The organism is Pseudomonas sp. UF-293, assembly GCF_058245595.1.
Genome location: NZ_JBSICA010000008.1, coordinates 39,758 through 61,447, shown reverse-complemented (window position 1 = coordinate 61,447; position 21,690 = coordinate 39,758). Strand labels below are relative to the sequence as shown.

19 protein-coding genes are annotated in these 21,690 nt (G+C 61.7%); 13 read left to right on the top strand and 6 right to left on the bottom strand.

The window, feature by feature from the left end:
- The first annotated feature begins 112 nt into the window (after positions 1-112).
- Positions 113-4,399, top strand: a complete 4,287-nt coding sequence (locus AC4IHP_RS11415) for a DEAD/DEAH box helicase (RefSeq protein WP_490831715.1) — start codon at positions 113-115, stop codon at positions 4,397-4,399.
- Positions 4,400-4,513: 114 nt separating this feature from the next.
- Here AC4IHP_RS11415 and AC4IHP_RS11410 read toward each other — a convergent pair whose 3' ends face one another.
- Positions 4,514-6,616 carry a mechanosensitive ion channel domain-containing protein gene (locus AC4IHP_RS11410; protein ID WP_490831714.1) on the bottom strand — a complete coding sequence of 701 codons (2,103 nt, stop codon included), beginning with the start codon at positions 6,614-6,616 and terminating at the stop codon, positions 4,514-4,516.
- A 46-nt stretch (positions 6,617-6,662) separates the two neighbouring features.
- Here AC4IHP_RS11410 and AC4IHP_RS11405 point away from each other — a divergent pair, with 46 nt between their 5' ends.
- From AC4IHP_RS11405 to AC4IHP_RS11385, 5 genes are all read left to right on the top strand, one after another.
- The gene (locus tag AC4IHP_RS11405) at positions 6,663-6,827 is read left to right on the top strand and encodes a hypothetical protein (RefSeq protein ID WP_490831713.1); all 165 of its coding nucleotides are present in this window, start codon (positions 6,663-6,665) and stop codon (positions 6,825-6,827) included.
- 78 nt (positions 6,828-6,905) lie between these two features.
- Positions 6,906-7,832, top strand: a complete 927-nt coding sequence (locus tag AC4IHP_RS11400; protein ID WP_426783344.1) for a DUF72 domain-containing protein — start codon at positions 6,906-6,908, stop codon at positions 7,830-7,832.
- Entirely contained in the window at positions 7,829-8,626 is a 798-nt protein-coding gene (locus AC4IHP_RS11395; RefSeq protein WP_460121777.1) for an endonuclease/exonuclease/phosphatase family protein, read from the top strand. The genes AC4IHP_RS11400 and AC4IHP_RS11395 overlap by 4 nt, the downstream gene beginning before the upstream one ends.
- On the top strand, positions 8,623-9,897 hold the full coding sequence (clsB, locus tag AC4IHP_RS11390; RefSeq protein ID WP_423520144.1) for a cardiolipin synthase ClsB: 1,275 nt from the start codon (positions 8,623-8,625) through the stop codon (positions 9,895-9,897). Before AC4IHP_RS11395 ends, clsB begins: the two co-directional genes overlap by 4 nt.
- Positions 9,894-10,883, top strand: a complete 990-nt coding sequence (locus tag AC4IHP_RS11385) for a lysylphosphatidylglycerol synthase domain-containing protein (RefSeq protein ID WP_490831712.1) — start codon at positions 9,894-9,896, stop codon at positions 10,881-10,883. Before clsB ends, AC4IHP_RS11385 begins: the two co-directional genes overlap by 4 nt.
- A gap of 103 nt (positions 10,884-10,986) precedes the next feature.
- Here the strand turns inward: AC4IHP_RS11385 and AC4IHP_RS11380 are convergent, their stop codons facing one another.
- The 3 genes from AC4IHP_RS11380 to AC4IHP_RS11370 all read right to left on the bottom strand — a co-directional run bounded on the left by AC4IHP_RS11380 (position 10,987) and on the right by AC4IHP_RS11370 (position 14,128).
- On the bottom strand, positions 10,987-11,745 hold the full coding sequence (locus AC4IHP_RS11380; protein ID WP_016772959.1) for an alpha/beta hydrolase family protein: 759 nt from the start codon (positions 11,743-11,745) through the stop codon (positions 10,987-10,989).
- Complete coding sequence (locus AC4IHP_RS11375) at positions 11,735-12,844, bottom strand: DUF3182 family protein (protein ID WP_490831711.1); 1,110 nt, start codon at positions 12,842-12,844, stop codon at positions 11,735-11,737. The genes AC4IHP_RS11380 and AC4IHP_RS11375 overlap by 11 nt, the downstream gene beginning before the upstream one ends.
- Positions 12,845-13,126: 282 nt before the next feature.
- Entirely contained in the window at positions 13,127-14,128 is a 1,002-nt protein-coding gene (locus AC4IHP_RS11370) for a GlxA family transcriptional regulator (RefSeq protein WP_490831710.1), read from the bottom strand.
- A 101-nt stretch (positions 14,129-14,229) separates the two neighbouring features.
- On the opposite strand from AC4IHP_RS11370, the gene AC4IHP_RS11365 reads away from it, so the two are divergent.
- The 7 genes from AC4IHP_RS11365 (at position 14,230) to AC4IHP_RS11335 (ending at position 19,488) form a co-directional block, all read left to right on the top strand.
- Positions 14,230-14,784 carry a cysteine hydrolase family protein gene (locus tag AC4IHP_RS11365; protein ID WP_460121785.1) on the top strand — a complete coding sequence of 185 codons (555 nt, stop codon included), beginning with the start codon at positions 14,230-14,232 and terminating at the stop codon, positions 14,782-14,784.
- 143 nt (positions 14,785-14,927) lie between these two features.
- A complete protein-coding gene (locus AC4IHP_RS11360; protein ID WP_460121787.1) occupies positions 14,928-15,596 on the top strand; it encodes a YjfI family protein in 669 nt (222 codons plus the stop codon).
- Positions 15,597-15,613: 17 nt separating this feature from the next.
- Entirely contained in the window at positions 15,614-16,312 is a 699-nt protein-coding gene (locus tag AC4IHP_RS11355) for a PspA/IM30 family protein (protein WP_490831709.1), read from the top strand.
- Between the two features lie 208 nt (positions 16,313-16,520).
- On the top strand, positions 16,521-17,171 hold the full coding sequence (locus tag AC4IHP_RS11350) for a DUF2491 family protein (protein ID WP_460121791.1): 651 nt from the start codon (positions 16,521-16,523) through the stop codon (positions 17,169-17,171).
- Between the two features lie 15 nt (positions 17,172-17,186).
- Complete coding sequence (locus AC4IHP_RS11345; RefSeq protein WP_490831708.1) at positions 17,187-17,612, top strand: DUF350 domain-containing protein; 426 nt, start codon at positions 17,187-17,189, stop codon at positions 17,610-17,612.
- An 18-nt stretch (positions 17,613-17,630) separates the two neighbouring features.
- Positions 17,631-18,329, top strand: a complete 699-nt coding sequence (locus AC4IHP_RS11340) for a DUF1190 domain-containing protein (protein ID WP_490831707.1) — start codon at positions 17,631-17,633, stop codon at positions 18,327-18,329.
- A gap of 1 nt (position 18,330) precedes the next feature.
- Positions 18,331-19,488, top strand: coding sequence for a glutathionylspermidine synthase family protein (locus tag AC4IHP_RS11335; RefSeq protein ID WP_490831706.1), 1,158 nt, complete (start codon positions 18,331-18,333; stop codon positions 19,486-19,488).
- Between the two features lie 198 nt (positions 19,489-19,686).
- Here the strand turns inward: AC4IHP_RS11335 and AC4IHP_RS11330 are convergent, their stop codons facing one another.
- Both AC4IHP_RS11330 and AC4IHP_RS11325 read right to left on the bottom strand, forming a co-directional pair.
- Positions 19,687-20,205: a single-stranded DNA-binding protein gene (locus AC4IHP_RS11330; RefSeq protein ID WP_003228709.1), complete on the bottom strand. Its 519-nt coding sequence runs from the start codon at positions 20,203-20,205 to the stop codon at positions 19,687-19,689.
- Between the two features lie 9 nt (positions 20,206-20,214).
- Positions 20,215-21,612 (bottom strand): MFS transporter, encoded by a 1,398-nt coding sequence (locus AC4IHP_RS11325; RefSeq protein ID WP_042610651.1) that lies wholly within the window; start codon positions 21,610-21,612, stop codon positions 20,215-20,217.
- Between the last annotated feature and the right edge of the window lie 78 nt (positions 21,613-21,690).

Genomic DNA, 21,690 nt, shown 5'->3' with positions numbered 1-21,690 from the left:
CGAGCAGGCTCGCTCCCACAGGGGACCGGGTTCCAAGGTGGGAGCGAGCCTGCTCGCGAAGGCGTCCGAACGGTACTTGCATCTTCCCGCCCCCGCCCGCATAACTTCAGTCATGAATCTGCCCCTCCCCGCCAACAGCGCGCTGGCAGGCTTTCACCCCGCCGTCAGCGCCTGGTTCAACAAGACTTTCCCGGCGGTCACCGCCGCTCAGGCCCGTGCGTGGCCGTTGATCCGCCAGCGCCGTTCGACGCTGATCGCCGCGCCCACCGGCTCGGGGAAAACCCTGACCGCGTTCCTCGCCGTGCTCGATGAGCTGGTGCACCGAGGTGTGGAGCATCCTGACGGTTTGCCCGCCGAAACCCTGGTGGTCTATGTCTCGCCGTTGAAGGCACTGTCCAACGACATTCAGATCAACCTGCAGAATCCGCTGGCCGGCATCACTGGGCAACTGCGCGAAATGGGCCTGCCGGAGCTGACCATCACCACCGCCGTGCGCACGGGCGACACCCCGCAGAAAGACCGCGCCGCCATGCGCAAGATCGCGCCGCACATTCTGGTCACCACGCCGGAATCGCTGTACGTGCTGCTTGGCTCGGAATCCGGGCGCAGGATGCTCGGCACCACGCGCACGGTGATCATCGATGAAATCCACGCGATGGCCGCCGGCAAGCGTGGCAGTCATCTGTCCTTGAGCCTTGAACGGCTGCAAGCGTTGTGCGCCGAACCGCTGACCCGCATCGGCCTGTCCGCCACGCAGAAACCGGTGGAAGCCGTGGCGCGGTTTCTGGTCGGTCATGCCCGCCCCTGCGAAATCGTCGACATTGGCCACGCCCGCCCACGAGACCTGGGTATCGAAGTGCCGCCGGTGCCGTTGTCGGCAGTGATGGCCAACGATGTCTGGGAACTTGTGTACGAGCGCCTCGCCGAACTCGCCCGCGAGCATCGCACCACGCTGATTTTCGTCAACACCCGACGCCTTGCTGAACGCCTTAGCCGGCATCTGAGCGAACGCCTCGGCAAGCAGGCGGTGGCGGCGCACCACGGCAGCCTGGCCAAAGAGTTTCGCCTCGATGCGGAACAACGGCTCAAGCGCGGCGAGCTGCAGGTGCTGATCGCCACTGCATCACTGGAACTGGGCATCGATATCGGTGAAGTCGACCTGGTCTGCCAGATCAGTTCGCCGCGCTCGATCGCCGCGTTTCTGCAAAGAGTCGGTCGCTCCGGACACCAGGTCGGCGGCACGCCCAAGGGTCGTTTGTTCGCCACCACCCGCGACGACCTGATCGAGTGCGCCGCCCTGCTCGACTGCGTGCGACGGGGCGAGCTCGATACGCTGCACATTCCGGAAAAACCGCTGGACGTGCTGGCGCAGCAGATCATTGCCGAGGTCAGTTGCCAGGAATGGTCGAAGGACGCGTTGCTGGCGATGTTCCGCCGAGCCTGGCCGTATCGCGATCTCGACGAAAAACACTATCAGGCCCTGCTGAGCATGCTCGCCGAAGGCTACAACGGTCGCCAGGGCATCCGCAGCGCCTACCTGCACCGCGATGCCGTCAGTCGCACCTTGCGTGGCCGGCGTGGCGCGCAACTGACCGCCGTGACCAGTGGCGGCACGATTCCGGACAACGCCGACTACAGCGTGCTGCTCGAACCCCAGGGCTTGAACATCGGCAGCGTCAACGAAGACTTCGCCGTGGAAAGTATCGCCGGCGACGTGTTCCAGCTCGGCAATACCTCGTACCGCATCCTGCGGGTGGAAAGCGGCAAAGTGCGCGTCGAGGATGCGCAGGGCATGCCGCCGACCATTCCGTTCTGGCTCGGCGAAGCGCCGGGGCGCAGTGATGAACTGTCGGCGGCCGTCGCGCGCCTGCAAGCGCAACTCGATGAGCTGCTCAGCGCCAGCCCCGGGAATCTGCAACCGGCGCTCGACTGGCTGACCGCCACACTCGGCCTCAACCTCGCCAGCGCCGAGCAACTGGTCGAATATCTCGCACGCGCGCGGCAGACCCTCGGCGCCCTGCCCTCGCAGGACACGCTGTTGATGGAGCGGTTTTTCGACGAGTCCGGCGGCACCCAACTGATCATCCACACACCGTTCGGCAGTCGCATCAACCGCGCCTGGGGGTTGGCCTTGCGCAAGCGTTTCTGCCGCACCTTCAACTTCGAGTTGCAGGCCGCCGCCAGCGAAGACGCGATCGTGCTGTCGCTGTCCACCAGTCACAGCTTCGAGCTCGACGAGGTCTGGCGTTATCTGCACAGCAACAGCGCTGAACACACGCTCATTCAAGCGGTGCTCGATGCGCCACTGTTCGGCGTGCGCTGGCGCTGGAATGCCGGGGTGGCGCTGGCGTTGCCGCGCTTCACCGGCGGGCGCAAAGTCGCTCCGCAACTGCAACGGATGAAAAGCGAAGACCTCATCGCCAGTGTGTTTCCCGACCAGATCGCCTGCCTGGAAAACCTCGCCGGCGAGCGCGAAGTCCCCGAACATCCGCTGGTGGAACAGACCCTCGACGATTGCCTGCACGAAGCGATGGACAGCGAAGGCTGGCTGACCCTGCTGCGGCGCATGGAGCGTGGCGAGGTGCGCCTGATCGCCCGGGATTTGCCGGCGCCGTCGCCGCTGGCGGCAGAAATTCTCAGCGCCCGGCCGTACACGTTTCTCGACGACGCGCCGCTGGAGGAACGCCGCACGCAAGCGGTGATCAACCGGCGCTGGAGCGATCCGCAGTCGACCGATGACCTCGGCGCGCTCGATGCCGGCGCGATCACCGCAGTGCGCGAAGAAGCCTGGCCGTCGCCCAATTCGATGGATGAAATGCACGAGGCGCTGATGAGCCTCGCCTGCATCAGCGACACCGAAGCGCGCGCCAACGCGGGCTGGCCGGACTGGCTGCAAACACTGATGACCAGCGGGCGCGCCTGCCGGTTGCAGATCGACGCCGAGCATCAGTTATGGCTGGCTCGCGAACGCCTGAGTTGTCTGCAGGCACTTTATCCACAGGCCACGTTGCTGACTGAAGCGGTGACGCTGACCGGTTTCGACGACGCATGGGCATTCGATGAGGCACTGGTCGAAGTGATCCGCACCCGCCTCGGCGCCTTTGGGCCAATCCCGTTGCCCGCCATCGCCGAACCGCTCGCCCTGCCAGTCGCACAAGTCAATCAGGCCCTCGCGCAACTGGAACGCGAAGGCTATGTGTTGCGCGGCCAGTTCACGCCGAACAGCGCGATTGAAGAATGGTGCGAACGCCATCTGCTGGCGCGCATCCATCGCTACACGGTCAAGCGCCTGCGCCGGGAAATCGAACCGGTGGCATTGCAGGACTTCATGCGCTTTCTGTTCGACTGGCAGCATCTGACGCCAGCCACCCAAGGCCAGGGCAGCGCGGTGTTGCCGGCGATTGTCGGCCAGTTCGAAGGCTACCCGGCGGCAGCTTCGGCGTGGGACAGCGACATCCTGCCGGCCCGCCTCAAGGACTATTCGCCGAGCTGGCTGGACGAGCTATGTCGCAACGGCAAACTGGTGTGGACGCGCATCAGTGCGCGGCAGAAGGTCAGCGGCTCGGCATTGCGCAGTACACCGATTGTGCTGCTGCCGCGTAGCCAGGTGGGTTTGTGGAGTGCATTGGCAGAACAGACGCCGGTGAGTGAGTTATCGCCCAAAACACAGAAAGTCTTCGAGGCGCTGAGTCAGCATGGCGCGCTGTTTTTCGATGAGTTGATTCATGAAGCGCGCCTGCTGCGCAGCGAACTGGAAATCGCCTTGCAGGAACTGGTCGCCGCAGGTTTGGTGAACGCCGACAGCTTCGCCGGTCTGCGCGCGCTGATCACTCCCGCAAGCAAGCGCCAGCAGCGCAGCAGTCGACGCGGACGCGGGGCGTTTATCGGCGGCATGGACGATGCCGGACGCTGGGCATTGCTGCGCCGTGGATCGACCGTGGATGCGGGCGAGACGCTCGAACATGTGGCCATGACCCTGCTGCGCCGCTACGGTGTGGTGTTCTGGCGTCTGCTGGAACGCGAAGCGGACTGGTTGCCGAGCTGGCGGGAATTGCTGCGCACCTTTCATCGTCTGGAGGCGCGGGGCGAGATTCGTGGCGGGCGGTTTGTCAGTGGTCTGGCAGGCGAGCAGTTTGCCCTGCCCGAAGCCATTCCCTTGCTGCGCGAAGTACGCCGACGCCCGCAGGACGGCAGCCTGGTGGCGGTGTGTGGGGTTGATCCATTGAATCTGGCCGGGACGTTGTTGCCCGGGGTGAAAGTGCCGGCGCTGGTGAGCAATCGGCTGGTGTATCGCGATGGGGTGCCGGTGGCGGCGGTGATTGCCGGCAAGCAGCAGGTTTGGGTAGAGCTGGATCCGATAGCCATGGGACAACTGCATGCCAAGCTGATCCGGCATTGAGAGTGTTCGCACCGGCGTCTTCGCGAGCAGGCTCGCTCCCACAGTTCAATCCCGTTTCCCCTGTGGGAGCGAGCCTGCTCGCGAATGGCCGGCCCTGCACCCCAAAATCATGCTTCAGGTCCGCGACTCCTGCGGCACCTCACCCGTAACCACCGCCCCCTCCTCCTGTCGCTTCGGCAACAGAACCTGCTGTGGATAAGTCTGCGCAAAATGCACATTCGCTGTGTTATCCACAAGCTTCTTCAAGCGCTGGTTGAACGCGCGGCTCACCGCATACTGCCCGCCGGACACCGTGCGAAATTGCGCCGTCAGCACCACGCCGTTGAGATCCATTTTGTCCACGCCAAACACATCCAGCGGCCCTTGCAGGTTGTATTTGAGGAACGGGTCTTCGCGGATCGAATCGCCGGCCTCGCGGATCAGCTCGATGGCCTTGTCGACGTCGGTGTCGTAAGTGAACTGCACCGAGAAAAACGCGAAGGCGAACTGGCGTGATTGGTTGGTCACAGCCTTGATCTGACCGAACGGCACCGAGTGCACAAAACCCTTGCCGTCGCGCAGACGCAAGGTGCGGATGGTCAAACCCTCTACCGTGCCGGCGTGGCCGGAGTCGAGCACCACCCAGTCGCCGATCGACAAAGTGTCTTCGATGATGATGAACAGCCCGGTGATGACGTCCTGCACCAGTTGCTGCGAACCGAAACCGATCGCCAGACCGACCACGCCCGCACCGGCCAGTAGCGGCGCGACGTTGATGCCGAGGTTGGCCATGGTGGTAATCGCGCAGATCACCACGAGGATGATTTTGATCGCGTTGCGCAGCAGCGGCAGGATGGTTTTCACCCGCGTGCTCGGCTGGCGTGCCGCGCGTTTGCTCAGCGGCGGTTTCAGCGCTTCCTGAATCGCCGTGTCGAGCACCACCCACAGCAGCCACGTCACCAGGAAGATCAGACCGATGCTGCTCAAGGCATTGCTGATCGCTCGACCGACGGTGCTGCTCTGGGCAAAATCGAGCAACGACACGCCCCAGATCCGCCCGAGAATATCGATGAACACAATCGCCATGACGATACGCAACAATGCATGCAACAGGCTGAGGAAACGTTCCTTGTAGGCACTGCTGCGCTGGATTGCCTCGACTTTGCGCGACTTGAACAGGTGCTGCAACACAGTGCTGAGAAACACCGTGGCGATCAGCAGCACGGTGGTCAACAAGGCACAGCGCAAGGCTTTCTGATTGTCCTCGCCGATGCCAATCAGACTGACCGCCGAAACCAGCACCATCAGCACGATCGGCCAGTACCACAGCCCGGAAAATATCCGCAGCGACTCCTGCAGCGACGGTTGTTTCAAACGCTGACTGAGCGGGCGATTGCGGATCAGGTGCGCCACCGGCCGGCGCAGGCGAATCACCAGCAAACCGAAAATCACCGAGGCAATCAGCCCGGTGAACACGGCGATGCTGCTGGTGATATTGCCGCCCAGTTGCCGGGCGATCTGCGGGCTGGTCAGGGCATCGCTGAGGGCGGCGAGAAAGCCGATCAGGAACAGCGGGCGCGGGCAGTACTCACGGATGATTCGCGCAGCGGTGCGCTTGTGGCCGACGTTGAACATCACCACCACGCACAACAACATCGAGGTGGAAAAAATGCCGCTGCTGGTGGCGTAGGCCAGGCACAGCGCCAGCGCACGGCCCACCGAAGCTTGCAGAAAATGACTGACATACAGCGTCAGCGGCAGGCAGATCAGCGCCGGCACGGTGTACGGCAACACGTAGCCGAGCAGATCCTGACTGCGCTGGCGGGTGCGCAACCAGCGCCCCTCACGCAGACGCTTGGCCAGCAAACTGCCGAGCACGGTCAGCAGGGCGAAACTGCCCAGCCATACGCCCGACAACGTGAGGAAATCCCCGGCCACGCTCCAGCCCGAGCGGTTCGACGGCTGCTTGACCAGCCTGTCGACCTCATCCGCCGCGCGATCGGCACGCAGCCGCCAAGCGTCGACCAAGTGTTCATTGAGATCGAGTTTTTCCTGCACATCGTCAATGCTCGTACTGATCGCCCCGAGCAGACCGCCCTGCACCAGCGGTTCCGGTTCGGCGGGTTTTTCCGTCGTCTCAGCGGCAGCCGGAACGCCCGGTAGCGCGGCGGCTTGCGATGTGTTGACGCCGAAGCACAGCAGCGCTCCCAGCAAAATGGCGATCCTGAAATGGCGCAAAACTCCGATCTCCCGTGGCTGACCCTGGTAAGGAACTGATCGGTAATTGCGCGGCAAGTTCAGCTATCAGGCCCACACACATCCACTGGAAGCGAGCCTGCTCGCGAAAGCGCTGGGTCAGTCGATGGATCGTCTACTGACAGTCCGCATTCGCGAGCAGGCTCGCTCCCACAATGAATCGGCGGCAATCGCCAATCGCGACCGTCCGTAACGCCACCGAAACTTTCCCGTCCCCGCCGCAGTCATCACAGAACATCGGCAACACGAGGACTTTCTACGGGAGGATGGGATGGCGACGATTCACATCGGTATTTCAGGCTGGCGCTACGCCCCGTGGCGCGGGGATTTCTACCCGAAGGGCCTGGCGCAGAAGCGCGAATTGCAGTTCGCCTCCCGCGCGGTCAACAGCATCGAAATCAATGGATCGTTCTACGCCCTGCAACGACCTGAACGATACGCCCAGTGGTACGCCGAAACTCCCGATGACTTCGTGTTCAGCGTCAAGGCGCCGCGCTTCATCACCCATGTGCGCCGTTTGCGCGAAATCGAAAAACCGCTGGCGAACTTCTTTGCCTCGGGCGTTTTGGAGCTGAAGGAAAAACTCGGGCCGATCCTCTGGCAGTTTCCGCCGAACTTCAAATTCGATGCCGAGCGCTTCGACCAGTTTCTCGCGCAACTGCCCCACGATACCCAAGCCGCAGCCGCCCTCGCCCGTCAGCACGACTCGCATCTGCCCGGCCACGCCAGCGTCAAAGCCTGGCGCAAAAAGCCGCTGCGCCATGCCGTGGAAATCCGCCATGAAAGTTTCATCGACCCGGAGTTCGTGCGCCTGCTCAAACGCCACAACACTGCACTGGTCATTGCCGACACCGCCGGCAAATGGCCGTACCGCGAAGACCTCACCAGCGATTTCGTCTATCTGCGCCTGCACGGCGCCGAAGAGCTCTACGCCAGCGGCTATTCCGAGCAAGCGCTCAAGCGCTGGGCCGAGCGCATCGACGCCTGGCATCACGGTAAACAGCCAGAGGACGCCCACCTGATAGCGCCACGCCTGAAACCCCGCGCACGCAAATCCCGCGAAGTGTTTTGCTACTTCGACAACGACATCAAAGTCCGCGCGCCCTACGACGCACGCAACCTCTTGCAGCGCTTCGACCTCGACAAAGACCTGGCCACGACTCCCGGGCAAGTTGCCGCAGAAGGAGTTCTGTCATGAGTATTCCCGAACCGGTCGGTTTCACCGACGAAGGCTCAGTAGTCTCACCCTCGGTGCGCACCTTCACCGTACTGACCGTAAACACCCACAAGGGCTTCACCGCGCTGAACCGGCGTTTCATTCTCCCGGAGCTGCGCGAAGCGGTGCGCAGCGTCGCCGCCGACGTGGTGTTTCTGCAGGAAGTGCACGGCACGCACGAGCAGCATCCGAAACGCTACGACAACTGGCCGACGATGCCGCAATACGAATTTCTCGCCGACAGCCTCTGGCCGCAGTTCGCCTACGGCCGCAACGCGGTGTACCCGGCGGGCGATCACGGCAATGCGCTGCTGTCGAAATTCCAGATCATCCGCCACGACAACCTCGACGTGTCGATCAGCGGCCATGAAAACCGTGGCCTGCTGCATTGCGTGCTGCGCCTGCCTGGCGACGGCACCGAAGTGCACGCGATCTGCGTGCATCTGGGCCTGCGCGAGAGCCATCGCAATGCGCAACTGGATCTGCTGCTGCAACGCCTCGCCGAACTGCCCGCCGATGCCCCGGTGATCGTCGCTGGCGATTTCAACGACTGGCGCCAGCGTGCCGATGCGCAGCTCAAGCCCTGTGGCCTGCGCGAAGTGTTCGCCGAGCACTACGGCAAACCGGCGCGCAGTTTTCCCGCGCGGCTGCCAGCGCTACGACTCGACCGCATCTACGTACGCAACCTCAAGGCCAGCCGGCCGAAAGTATTGACCAACCGGCCCTGGTCCCACCTTTCCGACCACGCACCGTTATCGGTGGAGATTGAACTATGAACAGTGCGCCACTGGAAAAATCCGCCGTCGACCCGGTTCCGCTGAACCCGCCGGTGCGCGAGCCCGGGCATGTTGACGTCGAGTATCAATGGCACAGCAACAACCGCGTGCAATTGCTGGAAAACGGCGAGGAGTATTTCCCCCGTGTATTCGAAGCGATGCGCGCAGCCAAGAGTGAGATTCTGCTGGAGACTTTCATCGTCTTCGAAGACAAGGTCGGCGCCGAGTTGCAGCAGATCCTCATTGAAGCCGCCCAGCGTGGCGTGCGCACCACGGTCAGCCTCGACGGCTTCGGCTGTGGCGAGCTGAGCACCGGCTATCTGTCGGCACTCAGCGATGCCGGCGTGCACCTGCAGATCTTCGATCCGGCGCCCAAGCATCTGGGCATTCGCACCAACTGGTTCCGCCGTCTGCACCGCAAGATCGTGGTGGTCGACGGCTTGATAGCGTTCATTGGCGGGATCAATTTTTCGGGCGATCATCTGGCCGATTTCGGCCCTGAAGCCAAGCAGGATTATTCGGTGGAGATCCAGGGCCCGGTGGTCGCCGATATCCATCACTTCGCCCTGCTGCAAAGCGGTCGTCCCGGACGCGCGCGGTTCTGGTGGCAGCGCCGTCGCCAGCGTCTGGAGGAAATGGCCTTCACCGATCACGACGGCCAGGTACGCCTGGTGTTCCGTGACAACGATCAACATAACACCGATATCGAAGACGTCTATCTGCAGGTGCTGCGCAAGGCCAAGCGCCGGGTGATCATCGCCAACGCCTACTTCTTCCCCGGCTACCGCCTGCTGCGCGAAATCCGCAACGCCGCCCGCCGTGGCGTCGAGGTACGGTTGATCCTGCAAGGCCAGCCGGACATGCTCGTAGCCAAACTGGCAGCGCGCATGACCTACGATTATCTGCTGCGCGCCGGTGTACAGATTCACGAATATTGCCAGCGCCCGCTGCACGGCAAGGTCGCGCTGGTCGACGATGACTGGAGCACCGTGGGCTCGAGCAATCTGGACCCGCTGAGCCTGTCGCTGAACCTGGAAGCCAACGTGCTGATCCGTGATCGCGCATTCAATCAGCACCTGTACGAACGCCTCGAAGATCTCAGCCAGAACCACTGCAAAGCCATGGACGCCAAACTCTTGCCGCGTGGGCGCATCTGGCACATGACCGTAGGCTTTCTGGTGTTCCACTTCCTGCGGCACTTCCCGGCCATGGCCGGTTGGCTGCCGGCGCATAAACCGCGTCTGAAGCCTTTCCGAGGTGCGCGTCCATGAGTCATTCCGAAGCCCATTCGAGCAGCCATTCGGCGCAGGCGGCGCCGTCAAAATGGAGTCGCTGGAAACGTCCGCTGACTATCCTGTTTTTCCTCGCGCTGATCGTCCTGCTGACGATGTTCGCCACCCGCATCGAATGGGCCGAGGTGCTGGAGACCCTTGCCGATTTCAAGGTGCGCACGCTGATCATCGCCGCCAGCCTGACCCTGCTGAGCTTTCTGGTGTACGCCAGTTTCGACCTGATCGGCCGCACTTACATTCGGCAGGACCTGACCTGGAAGCAGATCCTGCCGGTGGGCATCATCAGCTACGCCTTCAACCTCAACCTCAGCGCCTGGGTCGGCGGCATCGCCATGCGTTATCGCCTGTATTCGCGGCTGGGCGTAAGCAAAGGCAACATCGCCAAGATTCTCGGCCTGAGTCTGGCGACCAACTGGTTCGGCTACATGACCATCGCCGGCGTGGTATTCAGCAGCGGTCTGGTGAGTATGCCGCCGGGGTGGAAGCTCAGCAGTTCGGCCTTGCAACTGGTCGGCGTGTTATTGCTGTTGGTCAGTGCCGGCTATCTGGCGGCGTGTCAGTTTTCCAAACGCCGCGAGTGGTCGATTCGCGGCGTGGAAATCAACCTGCCGTCGCTGCGCATGGCGGTGCTGCAATTGCTCTTGGGCGCCTTGAACTGGTCGCTGATGGCGGCGGTGATCTTCACTCTGCTGCCAAGCAAACTGGATTATCCGCTGGTACTCGGCGTGCTGTTGATCAGCGCGATTGCCGGGGTCATCACGCATATTCCGGCGGGGCTGGGGGTGCTGGAAGCTGTGTTTGTGGCGTTGCTGCAGCACGAGGCGTCGCGTGGCAGTCTGGTCGCGGGATTGCTGGCGTATCGGGCGATTTATTTTCTGCTGCCCTTGTTGATTACGGTGGTGATGTATCTGGTGGTGGAAGCCAAGGCCAAGGCGTTGCGGATCGAGAAGAAACCCACACATTAGAATCAAGATCAAAAGATCGCAGCCTTCGGCAGCTCCTACAGTTGAAATGCGTTCAACCTGTGGGAGCGAGCCTGCTCGCGAAGGGGCCGGTACACGCGACAGATCATCTGGATTGGATAATGCTCAACCGCTCCCCCACCACCATCTCGGTAATCCAGTCCACCAGAATCGACGTATACGCCTGCTGCGACACTGGATCACTCAACGCGTGATCCGCGCCATCGATGATCCGGTGCGTCAGCGAGTGGGTCTGCTGACAGGCGGCGCGGTAACTCATGATCGTCGCGTGCGGCACGAAGTCGTCGGTTTCCGATTCCACCAACAGCACGTCGCCGGTGAATTGCGAACAGGCATGCAGGGCGCGATTGCTGTCGGCGCGCACCAGAGTGCCGCGATAATCGCGCAGGTCGGCCTTGTCCAGATCGCGTTTGGGCGTGTGCCATTGCTCGTCGCGGTACAGCGCCGGCACGCGCAGCGCCAACCAGCGCACCGGGCGCAATGACGTCAGGATCGAGGCCAGATAGCCGCCATAACTGGTGCCGACCACAGCGATCGCCGAGGTATCCAGCGCCGGGTGCGCCAACAGGCGATCATAGGCCGCCAGCAAGTCACGCAGATTGTCTTCACGGGTCACGCGGGTCAGCGGGATTCCGGTGCCGCCGGTATGCCCGCGCAGGTCGAAGGTCAGGCACACGCAACCCAGGCCGGCGATGCCTTTGGCCCGTTCCAGATCACGTTCCTGACTGCCGCCCCAACCGTGAACAAACAACACCCCCGGGACTTTCGATTTGGGACTGAGAAAAGTCCCGCTCATCTGTTCGTCATCAATGTCGATTTGAATGCTTTCGCTTCTAGCCGTCATAGGATTGGACCGTCACATATTTGAGAAGAAACGCGCTGTTTTCCGCCGGACCGCGATAGACCTCGATGGCGTCCGCCGGCAGCGCCTGATCGGTGTAGGTTTCCACCGATGACACGCGAATCGCGCGCATCTGTGGATCGTTGACGAAGCTTTGCAGCGCCGCCACTTCGGCGCTGCTGGCACCGCCCATGCGCCAGGATTGTTCGAGGACGCCGCTGCGCGGGTTGCCGCTGGCGTCCAGACCTTGGGCGATATCGTAATTGCGCCGCGAGGCGAAGAAGCGCGGGTAGGCTTCGTTGGCGGCGCTATCGAACACCTGTGCCTGCTCAATGGCCAGACGCACATCGTCAGGCAGATCCAGCGCGAGCAATTGGTCATAACCGCCCTGCACCACCAGCAGATTCGAACCGCCGTAGACCTCTTCGCCCTGGCCATCCTCGGTCAAGTATTGATCACCGCAGTAGCTCAGCACTTTGCCGCCGATGAACGACTGGCCGACGCTATGGGTGACGACGTTGCTCAAGTCCTGCTCCAGCACTACGCCGTCCTTGAACAGATTTTGCGCCTCGGGCCGCGCGAGGATCTCATCGAACGCGTCGAGGCTTTTGATCACTTCCTGACCGCGACCGGCGCAAGCGTGAACCGGCTTCAAGCGAATCGGCCCGGCGTACAGCAGATGTTCGGCGGCGGGCCGTGCATCTTCCAGGGCAAATACGCTGAGACCGTCGAGCACAACGTTGCGCACCCGCTCCGAAAACAGCGGCGACCAGCCTTGCGGCGCGTGTGCCAGGTGGCTGCGCAAGCCGTGGCTGATGGCTTTGGTGCAGATGAAATCGTATTCGACGTAACCGCCCCACAAGTCATCGGGGCCGTTGATGCCAAGTGCTTGCGCGTGGGCTGCGCCGACGATGGTTTGTGTCGGCAGCAGATAGAGGTCGCGGCCCGAATGTTTGGCCGGGTCGTAACTGCCGCCGAACTTGCAACCGAGAATCTGCGCCAACCAGCGCGCCAGAGCCTTGTTGGTCTCGACTTCATGTTGCGGTGCCTCGGTACGCACCGAATGAGCAACGACGATTTTCTTGCTGGGTGTCGGGGTCATGCGTTCCCCTTTTCATGAGTCGATGGGTTCACTCAGAGAAATTGCAGAGATTAGGCCAATCATCGATCTCCCCAAACCGCCCGGTAATCGGGTGGTTGCCGCTGAAGTGCTGGCATCACGCCTGTTTCAAACTGCACGACGGCGCGCAAAATTCCGGCAAATTGCACGATCCCTGGTCGAACTGAAATTCCAGTGTGGGAGCGAGCCTGCTCGCGAAGGCGTAGTGTCAGCCGACTACAATTTTGCAGATCCAGCGCTTTCGCGAGCAGGCTCGCTCCCACATCAGGTCATCGTCGTTCTGGGAGCGGGATTCACTCCAAACCGCCCACGATACTCACTCGGCCCCAGCCCGGTAATCTTCTTGAAAATCACGCGAAACGCCCCCGGATCCTGATAGCCCACCGTCCAGGCAATGTGGTCGATCGTGCCATTGGAGTACTCGAGCATTTCTCGCGCTTTGCCAACCCGCAGATGCTGGCAGTACTCGGTCGGCTTCAAGCCTGTGGCGGTGCGGAATCGGCGCAGGAAGGTGCGCTCCTCAAGTCCCGCGCGCTCGGCCATCGCGTTCAGCGAAACATCCGTCGCCCCGGTGCTTTGCAACCAGTGCTGGACCTTGAGAATCGCCGCGTCGCCATGGCTGAGGATCGGCGCGAAATTGCTTCCGCATTCACTGGCGCTGTCGCTGTGTTCCATCACCAGAAAACGTGCGGTCGCGGTGGCGATGCTCGGGCCGAGCAAGCGATCGACCAGACGTAATCCCAGTTCCGACCAGGCCATCAGCCCGGCCGTGGTGATCAGGTCACCGTCGTCGACAATCGGCGTGTCGGCCTTCAGTTTGATCTTCGGGTAACGCTCGGCAAAAGCCTGGGCCGAGGTCCAGTGGGTGGTCGCGCTGCGACCGTCGAGCAAGCCGCTTTCGGCAAGCATCAACGAGCCCACACAGACACCGCCAAGCGTTGCGCCATGCGCATGCTGATCGCGCAGCCATTGCGTCAGGCTCGGAGTCATCTGCGCCGCATCGAACCCGCCGAGGGACGGCGGAATCAGCACGGCGAGCAAAGCGCCATCGGTACCGGGATGACTGTCGTACACCCGCGTCGGCAGTTGCTCGCCCTCGACCTGCCAGTGACTGACTCGCAGCAAGGGCAGTTGCACAGCCTGATACTCGGCGGCAATGCGGTTGGCCACGGCGAACAGATCGGTCAGACCGTGCACCGCCGCCAGTTGCGCGCCGGGATAAATCAGCACGCCCAGTTCAGCGGTGGCGGCTCTTTGTGCAGCCATTGTCAGTTTTCCCCCATCTATTGTCGGTGCGGCCAATCCTCGAATCCTCGGCCAGCGCCAATACTGAGGCCACACCCAATCACTGCCTCGAGGACAATCCCATGGCCAAGCAAGCGCTCATCGTAGTCGATATCCAGAACGACTACTTCCCCCAAGGCAAGTGGCCGCTGGTCGGCGCCGACGCCGCTGCCGACAACGCCGCGCGGCTGATCGCAGCCTTTCGCGAAGCGGGCGATCCGGTGGTGCACATTCGGCATGAATTCACCTCCGACGATGCGCCGTTTTTCACTCCTGGCTCAGAGGGCGCGAAACTGCATCCGAAAGTGCTCAACCGCGCGGATGAGCCGGTGGTGCTCAAGCACTTCGTCAACTCCTTCCGTGAAACCGAACTGAAATCGGTGCTCGACGAACAGGCCATCACCGACCTGGTCGTGGTCGGCAGCATGAGCCATATGTGCGTCGATGGCATCACCCGTGCGGCGGCGGACCTGGGGTATGCGGTCACGGTGGTTCACGATGCCTGCGCCAGCCGTGACCTGGAATTCAATGGCCTGACGGTGCCCGCCGCCCATGTGCACGCAGCATTCATGGCGGCGCTGGGTTTCGCCTATGCCAACGTGGTATCGACTGAGCAGTTGCTGCACAGCAACGCCTAGCAACAACTGCACAATCCACTGGCCCGCCAAGTTGCGGGCCTTTTTGCGTCTGTCATGAAAATCTCACGCGTGAGTCATTGATGGCACTTTGCATTGGTTGTAGTGTGGCCCACGCGTGAGACGCTCATAACCGGATTACAGCCATGACAAGCCGCACTCAGACGACTGCCGCAGCTAGCCCCAAGGGCGAGCGTGGCAAGGCGTCGGCAAAAAAACCGTCGAGCTTCTACATGAAGCAGATGCGCGCAGGCCTGGCCGCCGCCGGTTATGTGAAACACGAAACTTGGGTGCTTCCGGAAAACCGAAGCTTGCTCAAGCAAATGGAGCAACAGCTACGCCAACCGATTCTGGCTGGCTCTTTCATGTCGGAGAAACACATGAGCGCAGGCAACAACTGGACCATCGACAGCCTCTTCAATGCCCTCAAGGCGCTGGACGAGGTGGCTTCCCAAGAGATTTCGCTGTCCCTGATCCAGAGCTCCGAGCCGAGCATCAAGCTGCAAATGAACGAATTCGGCGGTCTGCCGATTCACATCGCCCTGGCCGGCCAACAGATCATCGTCGACACCGTGCTGGTCGACATCGATTCGATCAGCGATGTCCAGGCGTTCAACGATGCCGTACTGCGCAGCCGCGAGATGTTCCCGCTGTCGTCGATCGGGATCGAATCGATGCCGAACGGGCAGACCGTCTACAACATGTTCGGCGCCCTCAGTGCTGATTCGAGCCTGACCAACGTCGTCACCGAGGTGAAAACCCTGGTCGACAACGTGCAGCGCGCCAGCGAAGCCTTCGAACACTTCTTCAAGTAATCAACAGGGAATATCCAATGACTCAGTCCATCTGGAGCAAGTTGTTCACCGCACTGCGTGGCGGCGCCAATGAAGTCGGCGAAGCCATCGCCGACCAGCAGGCCCTGCGCATCCTCGATCAGGAAATCCGCGAAGCCGACAGCGCGTTGTCGAACGCCCGCCGCGAACTGGTGACGATCATGGCCAAGCATAAACTGGCCGCCGACCGCGTCAGCGAGTACGACGCCAAGATCAAGGATCTCGAAGCCAAGGCTGTTGCTGCACTGAATGCCGGCCGTGAAGACCTGGCGCTGGAAGTGGCCGAAGCGATTTCGACCTTGACCAATGACCTCGCTGCCGAGAAGAAACTCAGCGATGAATTCGGCGCCTACGCCGATAACATGCGCAAAGACATCAGCAAAGCCGAATCGCGGATCAAGAGCCTGCGCCAGCAAGTGGACATGGCCAAGGCCCGCGACAGCGTACAGAAAGCCCAGGTCAGCGCCTCGATTGCCAGCGGCGGCGCCAACGGCAAACTGGAAACTGCGGTCGGCACCCTGAACCGCCTGCAAGCCAAGCAGCAGCAACGCGCTGCCGAACTGAGCGCCGCAGACGAACTGGCCGACGCCTCCACCGGCAACGACCTGGAACGCAAACTGCGCGACGCCGGCATCACGCCGAACGAAGGCAGCGCCAATGCGATCCTTGAGCGGCTGAAGCAGAAGTCCGCGCAGTAATCACTGAACGGTAACCCGTGGGAGCGAGCCTGCTCACGAAAGCGTCGTGACAGTCAAATAATCTAGTGACTGACACAACCCATTCGCGAGCAGGCTCGCTCCCACATGGTTTTGCGGCGTAATTGCCTCTGCTCGTACACCCCTGCGCCCGGTACACTACCGCCACTTTTTCACCCGAACACCTCCACCCGCTTCAAGGAACGTACCCATGGGATGGTTTAAAGACTTGCTCGGCACCAGCAACTGGCAGACCGCTGCGCCAACGCCAACCGGCGCCAGTGGCCCCCTGGGCATGGCACAAGGTAAAGGCGTGCGCTTTGACACGACCCTGGCGCTGCTGCTGGAAGGCTCGACTTCGGTGCGGGTGCCATTCGATCAAGCGGTGTGGAGCGCCGGTTGGGTCGATCTCGGCCAGTCCAACAAACTGCATCGCTATTACATGAACGACGAGGATTTCTGGGTGCAGATCCACGTCACCGGTGAAGACCAGATCGAGTCGGTCACCCTGTTCAATTACCTCAGCTACGTGACGGTCAACAGTGACGCCGAATTGCAGCGTCTGGCCGGCCCGAACAGCCTGATCGGTTTGCCGACCTACACCCACAATGGTGTCGAATACGCGCGCGAGTGGGGCACCGAACTGCAGCAGACCGAACTGGTGCCAATGACCGAGCACGTGGTCAATCCGGACGAGTCCTACACCATCAAGCACCACGCCATGCTGTACGCCCGCGACACCGGCCTGACCGATCGCCGCGAACTGCTGCTGTTCTCCGTCGAACAGGATGAAGAAGGCACCGTCAGCCTGAGCACCTCGCTGGGCATCTCGCTGTACACGACTGATTTGAGCGCCATCTAAAAAAGGAAGTTTTTCATGCTGGAAGTCTTGGCCGTTTCCCTGAACAAAACCGCGCTGGTCGGTTTTGTCGTCTACCTGATCGGCGCCGTGTTGCTGTTCATGCTGTTTCAATTCGTCTACACGCGCATCACTACGCACAAGGAATTCGAGCTGATCCGCGCCGGCAACACTGCCGCCGCCATTGCCCTGTCCGGGGCGATCATCGGTTTCGCGATTCCGGCGAGCAACGTGATCGCCTACTCGGTCAACGTGCTCGACTTCGTCCTCTGGGCGGTCATCGCCGCCGTCGTGCAATTGCTGGCGTTCGTCGCTACCGGGCTGGTGCTCAAGGGCACGTCCCAGCGCATCGCCAACGGCGAAGTCGCCGCCGGCATTTATGTCGCCGCCGTGGCGATCAGCGTCGGCATGCTCAATGCCGCGTGCATGACCCCGTCCCACTGATCGGCAGGAAGCCTCTCGATGAAACGCAGCAAATACGTGCAGTTGTCCCTCGCCGCGTCGGTGGCGATGGCGATTTCCGGTGAAGCAGCGGCGCTGGATCAGCCGCGCAATTTCCAGAGCGTTGAACAGTGTGTCGACGCCGAAGTGGCCGCCGATCTCTGCTCCAGCGCCTACGTCGCCGCCCTCAACGAACACCGACGCATCGCCCCGGCCTACAGCGACAAAGCCAAGTGCGACGCAGACTTTGCCGCTGGCTGGTGTCAGAAAAATTCCGATGGCCTCTTCGTGCCGAAACTCGGCGGCTTCAAGGTGCCGGGCAATGCCGAGACGCCGCAAGATCTCGATGCCATCGCCAATTCGCAAATGCCGGCGGGGGACACCACGAGCAGCAGCGCCAGCCACGGCGGCTCGCACTATTCCGGCAGTTCGGGTGGCGGCGGCAATGGCTGGCTGACCGGCTGGCTGATCGGCAACGCAATGAGCAACAACGCCGAACGTACCGTTTACCGTGATCGCGAAACGCGTCAGCCGTACAACACCTCAACGCAGTACCGCCGAGCTGACACAACCTCGCGCAGCCAGTCGGATTACGAGAGCAGCAAGAGCAAACCGGTGAACGTTGCGTCGTCGACTTCGCGCGGCGGTTTCGGCAGCCAGTCCAGCGCCCGCAGCGGTTGGGGCGGCTGGGGCAGCAGTTCCGGACGCTCGAGCAGCTGACATGAAAAAGATCCACTGCGCCGAGCGCCCCGACTGGAAACACACCGCCGAAAGCCTCGGTTTCCTGTTCCACACCATCGACGACGAACCGTACTGGGACGAAAGCGCCTACTACCAGTTCAGCCTCGCGCAGATCGAAAACGATCTCGAAGACCCGACTACCGAACTGCACGAGATGTGCATGGATCTGGTTGAGCGCGTGGTCAACAGCGAGCAGTTGCTCGATCGCCTGAGTATCCCGGCGGCGTACTACGACATGATCCGCACCTCCTGGCGCGAGGGGCATCCGCATCTGTACGGTCGCATGGACTTTTCTTACAGCGGCAACGGGCCGGCGAAACTGCTGGAGCTCAACTACGACACGCCGACCAGCCTCTATGAAGCGGCGGCATTTCAGTGGGGCTGGCTGGAACAATGCATCGAGCGCGGCACGCTGCCCGGGCATGCCGACCAGTTCAACAGCATCGACACCAAGCTGCACCAGGCCTTCGCCGAATTGCAGTTGAAGCGGCCGTTCTACTTTGCCTCGATGAAGGACTCGGTCGAGGACAAAGGCACCACCGATTACCTGCGGCTGATCGCGGAAAAGGCCGGCATCGAATCACGCCACATCGATATCGAAGACATCGGTCTGACAGCTGAAGGCCGGTTCGTCGATCTGCAGGATCGCTGGATCCCGCACCTGTTCAAGCTGCACGCCTGGGAATTCATCTTCCACGAACCGTTCGGTGGAGCGATAGCCGAATGCGATACGCAGTTTTTCGAACCGGCGTGGAAGGCGATTCTGTCGAACAAAGGTGCGCTGCCTTTGCTGTGGGAGTTGCACCAAGGCCATCCGAATCTGCTGGCTGCGCACCTTGATCCGAATCCGCAAAGTGCCGTGCCGAAAGGCTGGGTGCGCAAGCCGTACTTTTCCCGCGAAGGCGCCAACATCGAGCTGCAAACGACGGAAGGTCTGATCGTCAAAGAGGACGGACCCTACACCGATGCGCCATTCATCCTGCAGGAGTTTGCGCCGCTGCCGAAGTTTGGCGAAAGCTACACGCTGATTGGCTCGTGGGTGATTGGTGATGAGGCGGCGGGGATTGGTGTGCGCGAAGACAACAGTTTGATCACCAAGGACTCCAGCCGCTTCCTGCCGCATCTGATCCTCGACTGAAACAATTCCCCATGTAGGAGCTGACGAGTGAAATGAGGCTGCGATCTTTTGATCTTCAGAAGCAACGTCAAACGATCGCAGCCTCGTTGCACTCGTCAGCTCCTACAGGTGATTGGGGGCGCGCTGAAATTGCCTCACAACAAAGGCCCGTCGTTTAAGCGACGGGCCTTTTTCATTTAAAGCGGTTACAGCGGCAAATCAGAACGGAATATCGTCATCAAAGCTATCGAAATCCGGAGCCGGTTGCGGAGCGGCCTGCTGAGGCGCTGGAGCCGAGCGCTGCTGTGGAGCGGACTGCTGCGGGCGTGGAGCCTGCTGACGTGGCGCCTGCTGCTGATAGTTATTGCCGCCGCCTTGCTGATCGCCCTGTTGTGGACGGCCGCCGAGCAGTTGCATGGTGCCTTGCATGTCGACCACGATTTCAGTGGTGTAACGCTTGATGCCGTCCTTTTCCCACTCGCGGGTCTGCAGCTTGCCTTCGATGTAGACCTGCGAACCCTTGCGCAGGTATTCACCGGCGATCTCGGCAACCTTGCCGAACATCGACACACGGTGCCACTCGGTCTTCTCGACCTTCTGACCGGTCTGCTTGTCGGTCCATTGTTCGCTGGTGGCCAGACTCAGGTTGGTCACGGCGTTACCGTTAGGCAGGTAGCGAACTTCGGGATCCTGGCCGCAAGTGCCGACCAATATGACTTTGTTAACCCCACGGGCCATAACGTTCTCCTAAGCGTCGCACGCAGCCCCGGCCGGGTTGTTGACCAGGCGTTCGAGGGTGGTGCGATCCACTAATTCTTTGTCCAGTTTGATGTAAACAGCCGCCTCTTCGGCGACTATCACTGCATCTGTTACCCCTACCAGGGCCTTGAGGCGCTCGACCAGACCCGCTTCGCGGATCGCTTCGGGCGACAACGGCAAGCGCAGGCTCGTCACGTAGGGAGGTTCGCGCATGGTAACAGCAAAGGCCAGCCAAAGTGCAGCCAGCGCGGCGCATCCGAGGAACACAACCGACAGACCGCCATGCTGGAACAACCAGCCGCCGAGTATCCCGCCGAGTGCCGAGCCGAGGAACTGGCTGGTGGAGTACACGCCCATCGCCGTGCCCTTGCCGCCTGCCGGTGAAACCTTGCTGATCAGCGACGGCAACGATGCCTCGAGCAGATTGAACGCGGTGAAAAACACCACCGTGCCGATCACCAGAGCACGCAGGCTGTCGCCGAACTGCCAGAAGAATAGTTCAGTCAGCATCAGAGTCATGACGGCGCCGAGCAAAACTCGTTTCATTTTGCGTCGCTTCTCGCCATAGATGATGAAAGGGATCATGGCGAAGAACGAAATCAGCAGCGCGGTGAGGTAAACCCACCAGTGCTGTTCCTTGGGCAGCCCGGCTTTTTCCACCAGTGCCAGGGGCAAAGCGACGAAGCTCGACATCAACATGGCATGTAACACAAAGATGCCCAGATCCAGGCGCAACAGGTCCGGGTGCTTGAGCGTAGGCATCAGCGCCTGCCGAGCCACGCCGGATTCCCGGTGCTGCAATGGCCCGGTGGATTGCGGCACCATGAACATGATGATCAGGATGCCGACCAGCGCCATGGCGCCAGTGGCGAGGAACAGCCCGGACAGCCCGAACGCACTGGTCAGTAACGGCCCCACCACCATGGCCACGGCGAATGACAGGCCGATGGTCATGCCGATCATCGCCATGGCCTTGGTGCGATGCTGCTCGCGGGTCAGGTCGGACAGCAACGCCATGACGGCCGCAGAAATCGCCCCGGCGCCCTGCAGGATCCGCCCGGCGATCACGCCCCAGATCGAATCGGCCTGCGAAGCCAGAACACTGCCAAGAGCGAAGACGATCAGGCCGAGGTAGATCACCGGCCGGCGGCCGATGCGGTCGGAAATGATCCCGAACGGAATCTGGAAAATCGCCTGGGTCAGACCGTAAGCGCCAATCGCCAGCCCGATCAGGGCCGGGGTCGCTCCCGCCAGATCCATGCCGTAGGTCGCCAGCACCGGCAACACCATGAACATGCCAAGCATACGGAAGGCGAACACCAGGGCCAGACCGCTCGCCGCGCGGGTCTCGCTGCCACTCATGCGTTCGCTGTGGGGATCGTGCATGGAAAAACCTCGTGTGAACCGGCGGCGATTCTACCAGTCCCATCGGAAGACGGGGTATATCGCGACGCTATGACGCGT